The 18,770-nt window shown below is 36.3% G+C and carries 15 protein-coding genes; 5 read left to right on the top strand and 10 right to left on the bottom strand.

All coding sequences use genetic code 11. From position 1 onward, the window contains the following. Positions 1-17: 17 nt before the first annotated feature. The 5 genes from M2265_RS20030 to M2265_RS20010 all read left to right on the top strand — a co-directional run bounded on the left by M2265_RS20030 (position 18) and on the right by M2265_RS20010 (position 5,881). A complete protein-coding gene (locus tag M2265_RS20030) occupies positions 18-1,028 on the top strand; it encodes a DHH family phosphoesterase (RefSeq protein WP_132769006.1) in 1,011 nt (336 codons plus the stop codon). An 18-nt stretch (positions 1,029-1,046) separates the two neighbouring features. Next, complete coding sequence (locus tag M2265_RS20025) at positions 1,047-2,030, top strand: FKBP-type peptidyl-prolyl cis-trans isomerase (RefSeq protein WP_132769008.1); 984 nt, start codon at positions 1,047-1,049, stop codon at positions 2,028-2,030. Between the two features lie 429 nt (positions 2,031-2,459). After that, positions 2,460-3,446, top strand: coding sequence for an FKBP-type peptidyl-prolyl cis-trans isomerase (locus M2265_RS20020; RefSeq protein ID WP_132769010.1), 987 nt, complete (start codon positions 2,460-2,462; stop codon positions 3,444-3,446). A 639-nt stretch (positions 3,447-4,085) separates the two neighbouring features. After that, a complete protein-coding gene (locus M2265_RS20015) occupies positions 4,086-4,853 on the top strand; it encodes a TatD family hydrolase (protein ID WP_021188736.1) in 768 nt (255 codons plus the stop codon). A gap of 8 nt (positions 4,854-4,861) precedes the next feature. Further along, the gene (locus M2265_RS20010) at positions 4,862-5,881 is read left to right on the top strand and encodes an asparaginase (RefSeq protein ID WP_021188735.1); all 1,020 of its coding nucleotides are present in this window, start codon (positions 4,862-4,864) and stop codon (positions 5,879-5,881) included. 192 nt (positions 5,882-6,073) lie between these two features. On the opposite strand, the gene M2265_RS20005 is transcribed toward M2265_RS20010, so the two are convergent. The 10 genes from M2265_RS20005 to M2265_RS19960 all read right to left on the bottom strand — a co-directional run bounded on the left by M2265_RS20005 (position 6,074) and on the right by M2265_RS19960 (position 18,698). Next, entirely contained in the window at positions 6,074-7,372 is a 1,299-nt protein-coding gene (locus M2265_RS20005; RefSeq protein ID WP_132769012.1) for a bifunctional folylpolyglutamate synthase/dihydrofolate synthase, read from the bottom strand. A 12-nt stretch (positions 7,373-7,384) separates the two neighbouring features. Then, positions 7,385-8,212: an energy transducer TonB gene (locus M2265_RS20000; protein ID WP_132769014.1), complete on the bottom strand. Its 828-nt coding sequence runs from the start codon at positions 8,210-8,212 to the stop codon at positions 7,385-7,387. Positions 8,213-8,271: 59 nt separating this feature from the next. Beyond that, positions 8,272-8,679, bottom strand: a complete 408-nt coding sequence (locus M2265_RS19995; RefSeq protein WP_132769016.1) for an ExbD/TolR family protein — start codon at positions 8,677-8,679, stop codon at positions 8,272-8,274. A 43-nt stretch (positions 8,680-8,722) separates the two neighbouring features. After that, positions 8,723-9,424, bottom strand: a complete 702-nt coding sequence (locus M2265_RS19990; RefSeq protein ID WP_132769018.1) for a MotA/TolQ/ExbB proton channel family protein — start codon at positions 9,422-9,424, stop codon at positions 8,723-8,725. A 34-nt stretch (positions 9,425-9,458) separates the two neighbouring features. Beyond that, positions 9,459-10,643 carry an SPOR domain-containing protein gene (locus M2265_RS19985; protein WP_132769020.1) on the bottom strand — a complete coding sequence of 395 codons (1,185 nt, stop codon included), beginning with the start codon at positions 10,641-10,643 and terminating at the stop codon, positions 9,459-9,461. Positions 10,644-10,686: 43 nt separating this feature from the next. Beyond that, the gene (locus tag M2265_RS19980; protein WP_132769022.1) at positions 10,687-12,423 is read right to left on the bottom strand and encodes a TonB-dependent receptor; all 1,737 of its coding nucleotides are present in this window, start codon (positions 12,421-12,423) and stop codon (positions 10,687-10,689) included. A gap of 6 nt (positions 12,424-12,429) precedes the next feature. Beyond that, complete coding sequence (locus M2265_RS19975) at positions 12,430-15,465, bottom strand: tetratricopeptide repeat protein (protein ID WP_132769024.1); 3,036 nt, start codon at positions 15,463-15,465, stop codon at positions 12,430-12,432. A gap of 237 nt (positions 15,466-15,702) precedes the next feature. After that, on the bottom strand, positions 15,703-16,641 hold the full coding sequence (locus M2265_RS19970) for an aspartate carbamoyltransferase catalytic subunit (protein ID WP_021188731.1): 939 nt from the start codon (positions 16,639-16,641) through the stop codon (positions 15,703-15,705). 27 nt (positions 16,642-16,668) lie between these two features. Next, positions 16,669-17,217 (bottom strand): bifunctional pyr operon transcriptional regulator/uracil phosphoribosyltransferase PyrR, encoded by a 549-nt coding sequence (pyrR, locus tag M2265_RS19965; protein WP_132769026.1) that lies wholly within the window; start codon positions 17,215-17,217, stop codon positions 16,669-16,671. A gap of 86 nt (positions 17,218-17,303) precedes the next feature. Further along, positions 17,304-18,698, bottom strand: coding sequence for an APC family permease (locus M2265_RS19960; RefSeq protein ID WP_132769028.1), 1,395 nt, complete (start codon positions 18,696-18,698; stop codon positions 17,304-17,306). Positions 18,699-18,770 lie beyond the last annotated feature (72 nt).

Below are 18,770 nucleotides of genomic sequence, written 5' to 3'. Positions count from 1 at the left end.
GCAGACTTAATACGAATATGCTGACATCAGAACAACTAAAAACACTTTTATCAGAACCTAAAAGAATTGTAATCACAACGCACTTCAAGCCGGATGGCGATGCGCTTGGTTCTTCGTTAGGTCTATTTTATTGGCTAAAGGCCCATAAACATGATGTAAGCCTTATCGTTCCATCCGATTTCCCTTCCTTTTTAGACTGGTTACCGGGTTTAGAACATGTGCGCATTTACACCAAAGAAGTACAAGAAAATCAAAAATTAATTGCCGACGCTGAAATCATTTTCTGCCTTGATTTCAATGGACTGTCCCGTATCCACGATATGGCTGTTCCTGTTGAGAATGCTACAGGTATAAAATGTATGATTGACCATCATCTTGAACCTCAAGGTTTCCATGATTACGAGTATTGGGACCCTAAAGCAGCAGCCACTGCACAGCTAATTTTTAGATTTATAACAGAAGAGATGCAAGATGCTGAGCATATCTCTGCTGATATGGCAACCTGTCTGTATACAGGGATAATGACCGACACAGGTTCATTCCGTTTCCGCTCAACTACTTCCGAAATCCACCGCATAATCGCTAGCTTGATTGATTGTGGTGCGCAGAACTGGGCTATCCACGAGCTGATCTACAACAGCTCTTCGGAAGAGAGATTAAAATTCTTAGGGTACTGTCTACTCAATCGTTTAGAGGTATTCCCGGAATATAATACAGCCATGATTTATGTCACTCAAGAAGATTTGAAAAAGTTCGAAGTGATTACCGGAGATACCGAAGGACTTGTCAATTATGCGTTATCAATTAAAGGAATTCGATTAGCTGCATTAATTATTGACAGAAAAGAACAAATTAAATTATCTTTGCGCTCGATTGGTGATGTTCCATGCAATGAAATATGCAAAACATATTTTAATGGCGGTGGTCATCTCAATGCATCTGGAGGAAATTCACATGATGATCTACAAACGGTTATCAATACATTTAAATCCGCTTTACCGAATTATAAAGAAATATTAACAAAATAAGATAGCAATAAAACTGAAATGAAGAAATCAATTCTATTATTCGCGGCATCAGGACTATTATTAACTGCTTGCCAAAATTTTAAAAAGGCTGAAGGTGGCCTAGAATACAAAATCGCTAAAGATGCTGGTGCTGAAAAAGCTGTATCTGGTGATTTATTGTCGGTAGACATGGTTGTTAAAACAGATAGAGATTCATTATTAAATAGTACTTTTGATGCTGGAATTCCACAAATCGTACAATTATATCCAGATAGTATCATCAAACAAAACCCAGGAGATCCAACAGGTTTATTTAAACTTGTAGGTGAAGGTGATAGTTTGGTATTTAAAATCGATTTAGATTCTGTAGCTGCCAAAACACAACAACCAAAACCAGCATTTGCTGATAAATATATTATCTATACGATTAAAGTTCAAAAACACTTCAAAAAAGGTAAGTTAACTGATCAACAATTAGGTGAGCAAGTTACGAAGTATTTTGAAGCAGAGACTGCAAAATTAAAAGGCGCTGAAGCTGGAAAAGTTGAAGCTTTCTTGAAAAACAACAAATTAGCACCTAAGAAAACTGCTTCTGGTTTACAATATGTTGTTACTAAGGCTGGATCAGGTAAAAATGCGGCTGTTGGTGACACTGTAGTTGTTAACTACATCGGTAGATTGACAAACGATAAAGTATTTGATACTAACCAAGCTGATCTAGCTAAAAAACATAACAAATTTAATCCACAAAGACCTTACGAGCCTTTACGTTTACATTTAGGTGTTGATGGCGTTATTACAGGTTGGACTGAAGCTTTCCAATTATTGAACAAAGGTTCAAAAGCTACTTTGGTTATTCCTTCGGTTTTAGCTTATGGCGAACGTCCTGCTGGAGAAATTCCTCCATATTCACCTTTAATTTTCGATGTGGAAGTTCTTGACATTATCCCTGGAAAAGCACCTGCTGCAGCTCCAACGACAATTCCTGCAACAACGACACCGGCTACGCCTGTAAAGAAATAAGTACAGAAATTATCAAAATGAAAAGCACTTATCGGATCACCGATAAGTGCTTTTTTTTGGGGCGGACCTAAATTTAAAATTTATATTATATTTTCACAAGAATCACCTTTCCTTTATATCCAAATTAGGGTTAATAAAAATTCAAATCGCATGATTTTCTTTAAAAATTTTTAATGTTTTCTTTTGCCTTCCATGATAATTTAAAATCCATGTTTAAGCAGTATCATAGCTATTTTTCATATCCATGTTTACATTTTTTTACGTAAAAATTACTGCCAGAACTGAACAAATTAAATTATCTTTGATCTGAGATGTTTCCTTCCATAGAATAGGAAGACTATTTAAAAGGAACAGAATCTCAATACGACTAAAGTCGTATGACCAGATTATAAGAATTAATAAAAAAAATAAGAAAGCAATTAAACTTAAATGAAAAAATCAATTTTACTATTCGCGGCATCAGGGCTTTTATTAACTGCTTGCCAAAACTTTAAAAAGGCTGAGGGTGGCCTAGAATACAAAATCGTGAAGGATGCTGGTGCAGAAAAGGCAGTTGCAGGTGATTTATTGTCGGTAGATATTATTCAAAAATCTGATAGAGATTCTGTCATGTCGAGTACTTACGATGCAGGAGTTCCACAAATCCTACAATTATATCCGGATAGTATCATCAAACAAAACCCAGGAGATCCAACTGGTTTATTCAAATTTGTAGGTGAAGGTGATAGTTTGGTATTTAAGATTAATTTAGATTCTATAACGGCTAAAACAAAGCAGCCAAAACCTGATTTTGCTGACAAATACATCATCTATACGATTAAAGTTCAAAAACACTTCAAAAAAGGTAAACTTACCGATCAGCAATTAAGCGAGCAGGTTACGAAATATTTTGAAGAACAGAACGCTAAGTTAAAAGGGGCTGAAGCTGGGAAAGTTGAAGCGTTCTTAAAGAATAATAAATTAGCAACTCAGAAAACAGCTTCCGGTTTACAATATGTAATTACAAAACCAGGATCAGGTAAAAATGCCGCTGTTGGTGATACAGTAGTTGTTAATTACGTTGGGAAATTAGCAAACGATAAAGTATTTGATACCAATCAAGCTGATCTTGCTAAAAAATATAAAAAATTCAATGCACAAAGACCTTATGAACCTCTTCGTCTACATTTAGGTGTAGATGGTGTTATAACAGGCTGGACGGAGGCTTTCCAGTTATTAAACAAAGGCTCAAAAGCAACATTGGTTATCCCTTCTAATTTAGCTTATGGCGAACGTCAGGCTGGAGAGATTCCTCCATATTCGCCGTTAATTTTTGACGTAGAAGTTATTGACATTATTCCTGGAAAAGCTCCTGCAGCTGCTCCAACAACAATTCCTGCAACAAAATTGACACCTGCTACACCAGCAAAAAAATAAGGACATAAATATTCAAGAAAAAAGGGCTTATTGGTAATTCAATAAGCCCTTTTTCATTGGTCTTCTATTTCCAAATGTTGATAAACCCTTCAAAGCGATAAGGATCAATAATTAGCTTGGGCATTACGCAAAATTGGCTTGTTTAAGTCCATAATTATCAGAATTTTATTATCTGTAAAACTTTTAGCAATTTGCTTGAAATGGTGACCTGACAAAGTGTACTTAAACAAATAAAGAGGAAATAAGAATAAGTAAGCGTTTGATTTTTATATCAAATAAATGGATGGATGAGTGACTGCATCTTTTTCTAATTGACGGATAGATGAGTGCTATAAATCCCATAGTAAAAGGAAGGAATATGCATTATTTAGGTGATTTAGCTACAATATTCTTAAATACAGGAATTTTATCCTGTTCTAAATAATAAAACAGTTAAAATTTTGATCAAATATTTCTCATTTTTAACAAAAAATCAAAAAAAAAGCTGTGCAGTTTTATATTCGTAATAAAACAGCTATATGAGTTTCTAATTTTCAAAGCATTGGCGCTATATCCATCACCGTGATAATGACTAAGTTTCATCAAATTAGGTCGTTTCATCGTAAACATTTATTTTTACCGTCGCTATAACTATAATCCATGTTACTAACAGATACCCATACCCATATATACTACCACACCGAAAACGATTCATTAGCAGAACAAATGCAACGTTGCTTTGATAAAGATATTCATCGCCTTTTTCTTCCAAATGTCAATAGTGCATCGATAGCTGCAGTCATGAAAACTGTTGATGCATACCCAAACAACTGTTTTCCGATGCTCGGTTTACACCCCTGTGATGTAAAAGAAAACTATCAAGAAGAACTAACAAAAATCTATGCGGCACTGCAGCAACACAAAGTGTATGCTATCGGAGAAATTGGCCTAGACCTGTATTGGGACAAATCTACTTTGGAGATTCAAAAAGATGCTTTTCGTCAGCAGGTACAATGGGCTAAAGATCTTAATTTACCAATAGATATTCATTGTCGTGAGGCTTTTGACGAATTATTTGAATTATTAGAAGAACTAAAAGATGAAAAACTTTTTGGGGTACTACATTGCTTTACAGGAAACATTGAACAAGCGCAACATGCTATCGATCTGGGTTTCGCACTGGGTATTGGCGGAGTTGTCACTTTTAAAAAAGCGGGGCTTGACGAAGTGGTTAAACAGATAGACCTACAACATATTGTACTGGAAACTGATGCGCCTTATCTTGCTCCGATGCCGTTTCGAGGCAAACAAAATGAAAGTAGTTATCTATACTATATAGCACAAAAAATAGCTGACATTAAAGAATTACCAATAGAACAAGTAGCGGCAATAACAACTGAAAACTCAAAAAGAATATTTGGAATCTAACTCACATCATGCATAACATATTTATCATATACACAGGTGGCACCATAGGAATGGTCAAAGACGAAACGGGAACTTTCGTTCCCTTTGACTTTGAATTAATCAAGCGCAATCTTCCAGATCTAAGTCGATTAAATTATAAATTAACCGTACATTCCTTTAATCCCATTATTGATTCTTCCAATATGAAGCCTGAAATATGGATTGAAATGGCACAGATCATTAAGGATAATTACGATGAATATGATGGTTTTGTCATCTTACATGGATCGGATACCATGTCATTTTCGGCTTCGGTTTTAAGCTTTATGCTGGAAGGGTTACAAAAACCCGTCATTTTATCAGGTTCTCAATTACCGATCGGAGAAATTCGCACCGATGCAAGAGAAAATATGATGACTGCCTTAGAAATTGCGTCTACAAAGCATTTTGGGGTCTCCATGATTCAAGAAGTATGTATTCTATTTGACAATAAATTATTTAGAGGTAACCGATCTTTCAAATATAATTCGGCAAAATTTGAAGCTTTCCGTTCCCCCAATTATCCGGTTCTTGTAGAGGCAGGTATTCATCTCCAATACAATCAAGATGCTTTATTAAACAACAGTGGTAAAGAGTTTATTTTGCATACCAAACTTGACGATCGCGTGGGTGTTCTGAAATTGTTTCCAGGTATAAGTCCTAGCACAATCAGAGCAGTATTAAATTCGGATGTCCGTTCTATTGTTATGGAAACATTTGGCTCCGGAAATACCACTACCGATCAATGGTTTTTAGATTTGCTGAAAGAAGCCATTGATAACGGTAAGAATATTTTAAATATATCACAATGTAAGGTTGGTTCTGTTGAACTGGGGCGTTATGAGACGAGCACTGGACTAAAAGCGATTGGAGTACTCAATGGTTACGATATGACTTTTGAAGCTGCTGTAACAAAGCTCATGTACCTACAGGGTGAATGCGAAGATCAAAAAGATGTTGCCTATTGGATCGAAAAGGATATCAGAGGTGAATTGACTATCAACGATTAATTTCTTCATAAACTGAATTGAATTTGGATAAATTTTACATAGAATAAAATTCCCAGCACTTGAAGAAAATTCGAAAATTGGGTAATTACTTAACTACAATCTTGTGGCATAAAAAAGAGCGAGCAGATCTAAAGATCTGCTCGCTCTTTTTTTTTGCTTTACTTTACAATAGCTGTCTTATCAGGCAGCACATTAGTTTATAGCGGCAAGCACTTCTGATACCACAAAGTTACTTCCTCCTATAAAAATTAAATCTCCGTTCTGATACTGTTTTTTTGCTGCTTCAAAAGCTTTTACGACAGGGCCATATGCATTTCCTTTTAGTCCCAATAGATGTGCTTCAGCTGCAAGTTCTTCTGAAGGCATCGCTCTAGGCATATCAGGGTTACTAAAATAATAGATCGCATCTGTAGGTAACAATGGGAGCATATGTCCTAAATCTTTATCCTTCATAGCTCCTATTACAAAATGCAATTGCCGATAGTTTGTATTGGCTAAATTTTTCAGAACTTCCCTAATTCCATCCTCATTATGTCCAGTATCGCAAATGATAAAAGGTTTTTTGGAAAGTGTCTGCCATCGACCTTGAAGGCCAGTAAAAGACTGTACTTTTCGCAAACCATTTTTTACATCGTCCTGTGACAGATCATAACCTCGTGTCCGCATATGATCAACAATCCGCAAGACACCTAATATATTTTTTGATTGATACGTTCCTTTTAGATCTAATTCGTATTGCTCGATATGACCTTCCTTATCCTTGACTTCAATCTGTAAATGATCTTCATTAATGGCTTTAATTTCTGATTGCAATTTGTCGGATGCAAACTCAAGCGCTGCATTTTCAAGCTTAGCTTTTTCTAGAAATACAGGCGCAGTATCTTTATGATATTCCGATACGACAACAGGAGTATCTTTTTTTATAATACCTGCTTTTTCAGATGCTATAGCTGGAAGCGTATCACCCAACATATTCATATGGTCAAAACCGATATTAGTGATTAAGGATGCCAGTGGCATGATGACATTTGTAGAATCAAGACGACCACCTAAACCAACTTCAATGATGGCAATATCAACGTGCTGTTTTGCAAAGTAATCAAATGCCATAGCCACCGTAACCTCAAAAAATGAGGGTTGAATCTCTTCAATCAGTGCATGCAGATTATTCACAAAATCAATAACAAATTGCTCATCGACCATCTGTCCATTGATACGAATACGTTCCCTAAAATCTAATAAATGTGGTGAAGTATACAGGGCTGTTTTATATCCTGCCTCTGCAAAGATAGAAGCCAACATGTGAGAGGATGAACCTTTCCCATTCGTACCGGCAATATGAATAGATTTGAATTTATCTTGTGGATTTCCTAACGCATGAAGTAATGCTAAGGTATTATCTAAATCCTTTTTATAGGCGGATGCCCCGTCACGGGTAAACATAGGTAATCGAGCATATAAATACTCGATTACCTCATTATAATTATGCATTGACAATAAATTTTATCTTAGTTTAAAATTGAATACAATTCTGCCTGTCTGAGAGTCAGGCGCATTTGGCAATTGATTCAATCGAGCTCCACGAACAGCTCTTTCACATTTTTCCAATAAGCTTGGATCCGTGATGGTTGTACCTTTCACTCCGGCACGTGCATAAATGATCACTCCCGATTGGTTTACGCGGAACTCAACAGCTACTTTACCAGCCTGCTGTCCATTATCATCAATCTGAGGTCTCTGCGTAAAACTTCTGTTTTCAATTGAAAGCATCATATTACCGTTTCCAGAACCACCTTCACCATAATTACTGGCTAAAGGATCACCTAATTTACTACCTTGATTGCCAGGTACCGTTCCTGTACCATCACCAGAACCTGTGCCGTTATTCTTTTTGCCTTTATAAAGGGCATTCGAATTTACTGCAGGTTTACTGTCCTTCACTTCTTTTGTTGTTTCAGGCGCAACTGTTTTTACGGGCTTTGAAGCCTTCGTAACAACGGGAGCATCTTCAACATCTTGTGTCACGACTGCTTTGTCAGCGACCTGCTGTGAAGGTGTAGGTGTCGGTATTTCTTCTGGAACGACGCGATCTGGTTTTACATTATTAGCATTGGGATCTACAGAAGGTTCTTCAACACTCATGTAATCATCGCCCATGCCTTCTTCTGCTGTACCATAATTCACAACCATACCGCCCATACCGTATTCATCGGGCATTTTAGTTCCAAAAATGACAAAGAAACTTATCAATACCAAAATTCCCATTATAGCAGTAGAAATCCCTAATGCTTTGGGGAAGTTATTTTCCTCATGTTGAAGATGGTAAGCCATGTATTTATCTCCTATTCTTTAAAATTAGAACTTAAACCTTAAAAAAGGTTTAAAACTCTTTAATCTTTCTTTGGTTCTGTCGCCAAAACAACTTTTATTTTCAAGCGGTTGGCAATATCCATTACTGAAATCACATTCTGAATAGGGACTGAATTATCAACATACATCATGATCGTCAATTCTTCTCCTGTTCTCATTTGCGATTGGATTGCTGCTTCTAATGCATCATAAGGTACAACTGCCTTTTCAACATGGTAAGCTAAATCCGAGGTAATCGAAACCGTCAATGTTTTTTTGGATACAGACTGCTCTCCAGCACTGGATTTTGGAAGTAATAACTTCACAACCTGCGGATTGGAAACAGCAGATGCCAACAAAAAGAATAACATCAGAAAGAACATGATGTCGTTCAATGCTGAAGTATGTACTTCAGCTGCTGGTTTATTTTTTCTACTTCTTAGATTCATTATTCTAAATTTTAATTGATTAATTAGCTATACGACCCTGCGATTATGCGCCAGGTTCATCTAATAAATCAATAAATTCAACTGCATCTGTCTCCATACGTAAGATCAAACGCTCAACCATCATATTTAGGATATGGTAACCAATATATGCTAAGATACCAACTGTTAAGCCAGATGCCGAAGCTACCATCTTCACATAAAGACCTCCGGATACTGAACCAATATCAATACCACCAGCCATCTCTACTTCATGGAAAATTGTAATTACTCCAAAAATTGTTCCTACGAAACCAAGCATCGGCGCAATACCTGCAATAATACCTAGAATATTAATGTTCTTTTCCAATTTAGCAACCTCAAGTTTACCTACATTCTCAATAGCACCTTCAATATCTTTGATTGGACGTCCTACACGTAGTAATCCCTTTTGCAACATACGTCCTAATGCTGAGTGACTCGAACGGCAAACTGCTAAAGCAGCGTCCAATTTACCAGAAAGCACACTTGCTTTTACTTGTGACATTAGTGAAACATCATACTTTGCAGCTTTACGAATAGTCAGAAAACGCTCAAAAAAGATGATCAAACCAATAAACAACAATAATAAAATGGGAACCATAATCCATCCCCCCTTCATCATCATTTGAATTAAGCTCAAATTTTCGTCTCTTACTACAGGTACTGCTTGCTGTGCAGCTTGATTAACGGTGTCCAAAAGATTGCTGTCGCTTTGAATCAATGACATAATAATTTATAATTTTAAAATTGTTTATATTAGACTATTTTGCTATTTTCTCTACCCATGCTCCTGAAAAAGTATTCGCGACAGTTGCCTGGTCCCGATCTGCTTCTTCTTTTGTCATGTAGGTATCCCAAATCACACGTTTTTTATTTCTTTTAAATTTGCTATCAACTGCCCGCACAGTGTGATATCCTTTTTTACGCAACCTATGCACTTCCTCTTCTGCCAATTTCATTGTTGGTGGCGTGGCAATAACCAATTGATAATTGGGCTGTGCTACAGGTACTGATTCTTTTACGACTACCGTTTCCTTTAGTGTTGTTTGAAGTGCAGCTGTATCCACTTTTAAAGAATCAACTATTGCAGTTGAATCTTGCTTCAATTGTGTACTATCGATTTTAGGTAGTGTATCCACTGGTGCGGGAACGACGACCGGTGCTGTTGCTTGTTTCTTTCCAAACAATTGATCCTTCAATGAGGGATTAAGCAGGAAAGCAACAATAACAGATACCACAATAATGATCGCTGCTGAAATATAATACCAAACTGTATTTGATTTAGTACTTCTTTCCTGATAAAATATCGCTGGATCAGTTTCTACTCTTTCGTCAATCGTTTCGGATACAGGTTCATGTATTATCGGCGCTACAGGTGTTTCAACTGGTGAAGGTGCTACCACTACCGTTTCAGGTACGATTTCCTCTTCTACTTGCTCTGTATCTGCCGGTTCATCCTCGATAATATCTTCCACGGGTTCCTCTCGTTCAGTCGGAGAAAATGGAATATTTTCTTCCAATTCACGATCGGGAATAACAGTCTCTATTTCTGGAGCAATAACATGTCTGATCGGTTCAAAATTAAAACCTGAGAGATCTAATGGTTTAAAAACTAAACTTGAACCATAGCTCACAATGTGTCCTAAGTCTTCAAGTTTAGCCTGTCCATTTTGGATCAATTGATCCTTTAAATCAGCAACAGCATCCTGCAACACCTGAGTTGCGGCATCAAGATTCAGGTTTTGCTGTTGTTGTATGTAATGAATAAAATTAAAACCGCTTTCGGCTGTCGAATCAAATTCCAAATAAGAAATAGGTGGTAAAAACAGGTTGCGCTGCTTATCGAACTGAGCTGCGGAATGCTTTCTTTTGAACACCCCCAAGCCCTTAACGTAAACTTCAGCGTAACGCTTTAATAGATTATTGATGTTTTTACCTAAATTCATTCTTGTTCCTTATTTGCTAACGCAAAGTTATAATCTTCTTGTATTAAAAAGAAAAGTTTATACCACCAATTATATTAAAACCTAAACGTGGGTAGTATTGATAGCGCTCGTACTCTTTTCCAAAGATATTATTAGCCTTTACAAAAACACCCAATTGCTTTTTGATACGGTACTCTGCTCCTGCATTAAAATCTGCAAAAGAAGGGATGGTTACTTTACTTGGATTCTCAGATCTTACTGTTGCACTTGTATACGTATAAGCTAAAGCGGAAGTCTGCCCTTGAGTTGATAATTCAGCATCTACAAAGAATTTATCCGAAATATTGAATCTTGCATTGGCTAAGAAACGGAATTTCGGCAATGACCATGCCTCTTCATTATCTTTCACTTTGTAATCATCGATATTAAGTTTACCGCTTAAATTAACCAATTGTGAAACACGCACATTCATCTCACCCTCTATACCAAAATGAGTTGCTTTACTTGAATATCCATCATAAATGACATCAAATTTGTAAGGAACAAAACCGCCTCCTAATTCTTCTCTACTATTCACATACAAAGGAAGTCCTTCGATCTGCTTGTAAAATGCTTTTACTTTATAGCCAAAATTTGCTCCTGCATTCCCCTTTAATCCTGCATATACATTTAGTTTTTCAAGAGTATTGCGTACATCAATATTGCTATTTAAGTAAGGATTTTCTTTTGCAAAACCACGTAATGATCCTTGTTTAACACCTCCATTTGCACCTGCAAATAAGTATACATACTGCGGTACAACTGCAAAATCAGCTTCCACTGTTGGAAAAACATTAAAACGGCTGGTATCTCCAAACTCAGAAACGAGATTGGCACCCAAAGTAACATTATAATTATCACCTTTAAATTTAATGTATGGATTGATCGATGCTACATGATTTTTTGTTGCCACCTTAACATCTTCAACTGAGTTAAAGCTAGCACTTAGATTAGCCCCCACATTAAATGTGTTGACTTTTTTATTCACATAACCGGATATGGCGAATGAATTTTCTTTAGCATCATATTTATCTTTAAAAAGATAAGCATCTGCTTTCGCAGAATAGCTTACCGCCCCAGCCTTATCCACATCTGCATTACTTGTCAGTTCACCGTTGAAATAGATATCATTAAAAGCTTGTGCCTCTGGCGTTGTATTGATTAAATTAGAACTGTTATCAAACACCTGTCCGTAGAAGTTTGTCGAATAACGATTATATCCTAAAGTTCCATTTACTGTAAAAGGTTCGTAAACACGACGGCCAAAAATACCGACATCCTGTGTAGCGAACTTCTGACCTTCAATACTACCTTTTTGGTTTAAGTGCTTGGCAAATAATCCGAATCGTGTATTTTCAAATTTATCGACGGCCAAATATGCTTCTCCTAAGATGGTATTGTAGTTTCCTACACCAAATTTAACATAGTTACTTGTTTGATCAGCAAGTTGTGAGAAAGGCAATTCTTTCACATTTAACTCACGCAATCCAGTATTGATATCGAGTTTCTTATCTGAAATATTATTATAGCTCAACTTAGGCTGATACTCCCTTTTATTGGTCATATCAGGACTACGACGGATTTTTACCGCATCTGCAAGAATAGGTTTATAATCACGTACGACATCAAAAGAATCAATTGTCACTGGTGTAGCAGGATCGACTTTTTTTGGTGTTTCTTGTGCAAAGGAGTGCATTCCAGCTCCCAATAACAAGGTTGCTAATGTATATTTCTTCACTGTTGTATTGTGCAACTTCTTCATTATTTCCTATTTCTTTTTGTTCAATTTTTCTAGACGAGCTTTTGCTGTTGGCAAAATATCATCCTTACCGTCATAATTCTCAATCACACTTTCTAAAGTAGATTTCGCCTGGAAGTTATCTCCTTTTCCTACGTAAGCATCTGCCATTAGGATAAAACTTTTTGCAACCCAGTAATCATAAGATGAAAACGAATCTGAAACATCAAAAGCAGACTTAATAGCGGCTTCGTATTCTTTATTTTCATACTGCATCAAAGCAACATTATAACGTGCTTCGGCACCAATAACTGTACGGCTCTTCAATGCCGCTAAATTAAATTCCTTCAGCGCTTCTGCACGCTTACTTTGTTTCAAATATGCTTTACCAGCATAAAGTGATGCATTTGCGATCTCTTCCTCAGATGATTTTTCGTAATTTCTTACTGCATTGGAATAATTCAGAGTTTCTTTATAGTCACCGATCTCGAAATAGCTGACCATTAAATTGTTGATCGCATAGCTGTAATTAGATTTATACTCAGAAGTCAATTCTAATTTTTTCAACAGTTGTGTTGCTTCATTATATTTCTTCTGTTTCAAATATAAGCGTGATACACTCACCAAAGTACGTTCTGTATAAGCGCTTGTCCAGTCATTCAAGATAATGTTATAGTCATGTAAGGCCTCATCAGTATGACCTAAAGCAGCATTACTTTCAGCGCGGATAAAACGTGCATATTTCTCTTGAATAGGCTTAGGGAATTTATCAAAATAAGCATTCACGGCTTCAACTGCACCTTGGAAGTTTGATCTTGAGAATAGCGTTGTTGCTGTCGAAAATGTACGGCTATCCTGCTCAGATGTTGTTAAATTTCCAATATTGGTACCAGTAGCATATTTGATATAACCAGTAGCATCACTATTGTCTAAATAGATATTTTCAATAGAACGCATTGCTTGCTTAGCTTCATCCGTTGTTGCATATTGATCCACTACGCGTTGGAAAGTCTTTAAAGCAGCTTCGTTATTATCTTGATTATATTGTACTAAACCGATTGTTACCAAAGCACGAGGTACATAACTGCTACGTGGATATTTCTCCACCATCGTTTGCAGACCTGAAATAGCTTGGTCGGACTGTCCCATTAAGAAATAAGTGTATGGGATCTCAAAAGAAACGTCATCGGCATAATTTGATGTCGGATATTTAGCAATTACAGACTTCAGCGTAGCAATTTTACCTTCATTATTTCCCTGTAGCCCCTGAATGATACCACGTTGGAATAATGCGTAATCTTGACTTGCTGCTTTTCCATTAATCAATCGATCATACTGTTCCATTGCTTTACCGTAGTTCTTTGCTGAGAAATAGGAGTCTCCTAAACGAGCAATAGCATCGTTACGGGTATTCAACTCGATTCCTTTTGAACCACCTGTCGCTAAAAAGCGTTCAAAATAATTTGCAGATGTATTGTAGTTTCCATTTCTAAATGCAGCATATGCTAAAGCATAATTGGCATAGTTGTAAACATCAGTTTTAGCTGCTGCCGGTAGACGTAAAAATTTATTAAAATTGGTTACGGCTTCTCCATATTTACGAACTTCATACATCGCCTCTGCTTTCCAGTAGGTAGCTAACGCATAGATTTCTTCATCATAACGATTTGCTTCAGAACGCATGAATAATGAAATTGCATTTTCAAATGCACGTTCGTTATAATATTCTAAACCTCTATAGTAAGTTACTTTTTGATAAGCGACATTTGCTTCTCTACCTCTTTTCTGAATGGTCTCTAAGATATCAACAGCTTCGCGGTAGTTCTTTGTACTCAATAAAACTTCAGCTAATAAAGTTTTCGCTTCTTCCTGACGTTTTGATTTTGGATAAGTTTTCAGATATTCCTGAGTGGAAGCTAATGCTACTTGATGGAATTCCAATTCGTAAGAAAGCTTAGCATAGTTAAATAATCCTTCTTCTTGCAGATCTTTATCAAAATCTAATTTTGAGGCTTTGAAGAATGCGTTACGTGCTGCTTGCTTATTTCCTTTTTTCAAGAATGAATCTCCCAATGTAATCATCGCACTTTGATAATATGCATCAGGTTCTGTCATTTTTTCCAATTCTGTTATTGCCTTATCATAATCTTTCAATTTGTAAGCGATATAACCGATTTGGTAGCTATCTTGATTATTCTGTGTTTTTCCTTGATCTTGTGCCTGGAACTTATCGTAGTAACTTTTGGATGATTTTAAATCTCCTTTGATAAAGTAGGTCGCCGCCACAATACGGAACAATTCGGTTTCATTCTCCTGTTTCGTGCGTTGCATGATAGGCAAAGCATAATCCAAAACGTCATCGTAACGTTTGTCCAAGAAATACAAAGCTGTAATGTAATAAGGATAACTTGTTTCAAATGTTTTTGAACCATTCAAACGTTCAAACTCATTTAATGCAGTTTTATACTCCGCATCTAAATAACATAAATAAGCGTAGTAATATATTGATGCTTCCTGGTATTCAGACTTTTGATCTTTTAATGTTTCAAAAAGTGGTTTGGCAGCAGTATAATTCTTTGTTGTAAAGTAAGAATATCCTAATTTAAAACGATATTCTAAACTTTCATTACCTGCCAGATTTTTACTATCGATTTTGGTAAACCACTCAATAGCTTTTACATAATCTTTCTTAGCATAGTAAGATTTTCCAATTTGAAAATATGCTGCTTTTGCGTTAGCACTACTTGGATAGTCTTTGATATATTTCAAAAACTGTGCTTCGGCATCTGTTTCCCCCAATTCTAAAGCGCATACAGCTTGATAATAGCGTACATTTTCTTTTAACAGCGTGAGTTCTTCTGTTTCATCCAATTGCAGAGAGGATTTTGTCCGTAACGCTTCTACACGATTAAATTGTTCTGAAGCAGAAGTAAATTTGCCTCTTTCAAACAACTCCATCCCGGACTTGTATGCTTTGTTGATTTGTTGCCATTCTGTTTGCTGTGCTAAAGCTGGTGTCGCCATCAAACTTAGCGCAAACCCTACCTGGTAAATCTTTTTATACATAATATGTGAAATATTTTATATGTTTTTATTTTGTATTGCAAGTACTTAGCTCAAAAAAGCGAAGTAAAATTCATAGTAATATTCAAAGTACTAAATTAAGCCTAAAATAAGGAGTTTTCCTCAAAAGTTATTCACAATTGTTAACATTATCCAAAGTATAACGTATTTAATACAAAAAAAATATGCCTGATTTAAAAATAAAAAATCAGGCATATTGATCTATATCGACAATTAATGCTATCCGCGCTGTCCTGCCAATAGGTAAAGTACAGCCATACGTACTGCTACGCCATTTTCTACTTGATCTAAAATAATAGAGTGCGCGCTATCTGCAACGTCCGAAGTAATCTCTACCCCTCTATTAATAGGTCCTGGATGCATAATTGTTATTTCTTTATCCAATGAATCCAATAGTGTTTTATTCAATCCATACAACATGGTATATTCTCTTAGGGATGGAAAGTAAGCGATATCTTGTCTTTCCAGCTGGATGCGTAACATATTGGCTACGTCACACCAGTTCAAAGCTTTCATTAAGTCATGCTCCACTTTTACTCCTAATGAAGTAATGTATTTAGGAATCAATGTTGTTGGTCCGCACACCATCACTTCAGCTCCCTGTTTTTGTAAACATAGAATATTGGATAGTGCTACACGTGAATGGGTGATATCACCTATTATGGCAACTTTACGTCCTGCGACATCTCCAAAGCGCTCACGAATCGAGAAAGAATCTAACAAAGCTTGAGTCGGGTGTTCATGTGCTCCGTCGCCGGCATTAACAATTTGTGCGTTAACATGCTTACTTAAAAACACACCTGCTCCGGCATAAGGATGACGCATAACAATCATATCAACCTTCATCGCTAAGATATTATTGACGGTATCGATCAATGTCTCACCTTTACTTACAGAAGAAGAGGAGGCCGCAAAATTAACGATATCTGCAGAGAGTCTTTTTTCAGCTAGCTCAAATGATAAACGTGTACGTGTAGAATTTTCAAAGAAGACATTTGCGATTGTAATATCACGAAGTGAAGGAACTTTTTTAATCGGTCTGTTTAAAACTTCTTTAAAGTTACTCGCTGTATTTAAAATTAATTGAATATCAGATTCATTTAAATCTTTTATTCCTAACAAATGACGTGTACTTAATTGTTCAGCTGTTGATGACATTTTTAATGTATTCAGATTTTCTTTATTCTATTTCTTTTCTGTTACCAAGATGATACTATCTTGATTATCCAACTCTTTCCAATTCACAATGACTTTCTGAGAATCAATAGAATCCACTTGGATTCCAATGTAATCGGGCTGGATCGGAATCTGTCTCGAAAAACGGCGATCAACCAGAACCAATAGTTCGATACGTTCAGCGCGACCAAATGCTTGGATTGCATCCATTGCAGAACGAATGGTTCGACCAGTCCAAAGGACGTCATCCATTAAAATGACTTTCTTACCTTCTACAATAAAATTAATGTTTGTGCTGTTAGCTAAAATGGGACCATCGTTTCCTTTTCTACGAAAATCATCACGATAAAATGTAATATCCAAATCACCACTTAAAATTGAAGTACCTAACATCTTCTCTAATTCCTTGACAATGCATTTGGCTAAGAAAGTTCCGCGAGGTTGTATACCAATTATAACTGTATTTGAAAAATCTCCATGATTCTCAATCAATTGACGACAAAGTCTTTGAATGGTAATCTGAAATTTTGGTCCATCTAATAAAATCGACTGTTTCATTAAGGGAATGTTTAAGCAAACGTACCACTTTTTTTGAAAAAATCCGAATAAAAGATGAATTTAATATATCCAACGTCCCCTAATCTTTATTCAATCGGAGATGCTTTCTTTTTATTGATCAACCAATATACAGGAAGTCCTAAAATAATAAGAATAAATCCTGGCCAGGTATACTGTGGTTTATACAGGATGAGCAAAATACAGAAAGTGGCGCCAATAACAAGATAAATAACCGGAACAATGGGATAACCCGCAGTTTTATAAGGGCGATCCAATGTTGGTGCTTTAAATCTTAACCAAATAACGGCAAACACCGTGATCATGTAGAAAAGCACAATAACAAAGGATATCATATCGAGCAAATCGCCATACTGACCACTTAAACATAGCAAGGATGCCCATATACCTTGCAACCATAAAGAGCGCTCGGGAACTTCATACTTATTATTGGGGATTGCTTGTTTCAAGAACAGTCCATCTTTAGCCATACGCTGAAATACTCTTGCACCGGATAACACAATACCGTTGACACAACCAAATGTGGATATCATGACTAAAATGGCCATAATTATCGTACCTGTTTCCCCTAAAATTTTATGTGCTGTTGCTACTGCAACCCGATCATTGACTGCAAATGCAATTTCATCTCTACTTAAAGCAGCAAGATAAACATAGTTACATAGCAGATACAACACCATAACTAAAGAAGTTCCAATCACCATTGCACGTACGACGTTGCGTTTTGGATTTTCAATTTCTCCCGCTATAAACGTTACATTTTCCCAGGCTACACTGCTAAAAACCGATCCAACCATTGCCGCCGCTATACCTCCTAAAAGGATACCACCACTGATATCCGTCCAACCAAGGCCTTTTAAATTTTGATAGGAACTTAATCCATAACTTAGATTTTCTGAAAAATGATTCTCCTTAATCATAAATATACCACCTATGATCAACAGAATTAATGCAATTATTTTTGATGATGTAAAAAAAGACTGAATCATTTTACCACTTCGCACTCCCTTCGTATTAATAAAGGTGAGGACTAAAATAATGAACATGGCTAATACCTGAATCCAGGTGATCTTAAATGATCCATTTTCATATAAGGGAGGGGCATTATTAAGTTCAGGAATGAGATAGGCTGTAAATTTACCGAATGCCACAGCAACCGCTGCAATAGTTCCTGTCTGAATAACGGTAAAGAGACTCCAACCATATAGGAAGCCCGTCATTTTTCCAAAAACTTCTGTTAAATAGGTATATTGACCTCCTGCTTTTGGAAATAAAGCAGATAACTCACCGTAACAGATTGCCGCCGATACAGTCATTATTGCAGTAATAATCCAAACAATAATCACCCACCATCCGGACCCCAATTGCCGCATCATGTCCGATGAAACAATAAAAATACCGCTTCCAATCATTGATCCCATTACAATCATAATGGCATCCCAAAGTTTGAGTTGTCGATTCATATATTTTAGGTTGGTTACCTGACAACAAACTTACAAATATTCCTGAAAAACAACAGGTTGTCGAAAAATAAA

This window comes from Sphingobacterium kitahiroshimense, assembly GCF_025961315.1.
In the GTDB taxonomy this organism is placed as follows: domain Bacteria; phylum Bacteroidota; class Bacteroidia; order Sphingobacteriales; family Sphingobacteriaceae; genus Sphingobacterium; species Sphingobacterium anhuiense.
Note: the sequence above shows the minus strand (reverse complement) of the source record. Positions and strands in the feature narration are given on the sequence as shown.

Excerpts from the sequence above, each read along its gene's own strand:
- M2265_RS20030 (WP_132769006.1), top strand. The coding sequence starts at position 18 with ATGCTGACATCAGAACAACTAAAAACACTTTTATCAGAACCTAAAAGA.
- M2265_RS20025 (WP_132769008.1), top strand. The coding sequence starts at position 1,047 with ATGAAGAAATCAATTCTATTATTCGCGGCATCAGGACTATTATTAACT.
- M2265_RS20020 (WP_132769010.1), top strand. The coding sequence starts at position 2,460 with ATGAAAAAATCAATTTTACTATTCGCGGCATCAGGGCTTTTATTAACT.
- M2265_RS20015 (WP_021188736.1), top strand. The coding sequence starts at position 4,086 with ATGTTACTAACAGATACCCATACCCATATATACTACCACACCGAAAAC.
- M2265_RS20010 (WP_021188735.1), top strand. The coding sequence starts at position 4,862 with ATGCATAACATATTTATCATATACACAGGTGGCACCATAGGAATGGTC.
- M2265_RS20005 (WP_132769012.1), bottom strand. The coding sequence starts at position 7,372 with ATGCATAATTATAATGAGGTAATCGAGTATTTATATGCTCGATTACCT.
- M2265_RS20000 (WP_132769014.1), bottom strand. The coding sequence starts at position 8,212 with ATGGCTTACCATCTTCAACATGAGGAAAATAACTTCCCCAAAGCATTA.
- M2265_RS19995 (WP_132769016.1), bottom strand. The coding sequence starts at position 8,679 with ATGAATCTAAGAAGTAGAAAAAATAAACCAGCAGCTGAAGTACATACT.
- M2265_RS19990 (WP_132769018.1), bottom strand. The coding sequence starts at position 9,424 with ATGTCATTGATTCAAAGCGACAGCAATCTTTTGGACACCGTTAATCAA.
- M2265_RS19985 (WP_132769020.1), bottom strand. The coding sequence starts at position 10,643 with ATGAATTTAGGTAAAAACATCAATAATCTATTAAAGCGTTACGCTGAA.
- M2265_RS19980 (WP_132769022.1), bottom strand. The coding sequence starts at position 12,423 with ATGAAGAAGTTGCACAATACAACAGTGAAGAAATATACATTAGCAACC.
- M2265_RS19975 (WP_132769024.1), bottom strand. The coding sequence starts at position 15,465 with ATGTATAAAAAGATTTACCAGGTAGGGTTTGCGCTAAGTTTGATGGCG.
- M2265_RS19970 (WP_021188731.1), bottom strand. The coding sequence starts at position 16,641 with ATGTCATCAACAGCTGAACAATTAAGTACACGTCATTTGTTAGGAATA.
- pyrR (WP_132769026.1), bottom strand. The coding sequence starts at position 17,217 with ATGAAACAGTCGATTTTATTAGATGGACCAAAATTTCAGATTACCATT.
- M2265_RS19960 (WP_132769028.1), bottom strand. The coding sequence starts at position 18,698 with ATGAATCGACAACTCAAACTTTGGGATGCCATTATGATTGTAATGGGA.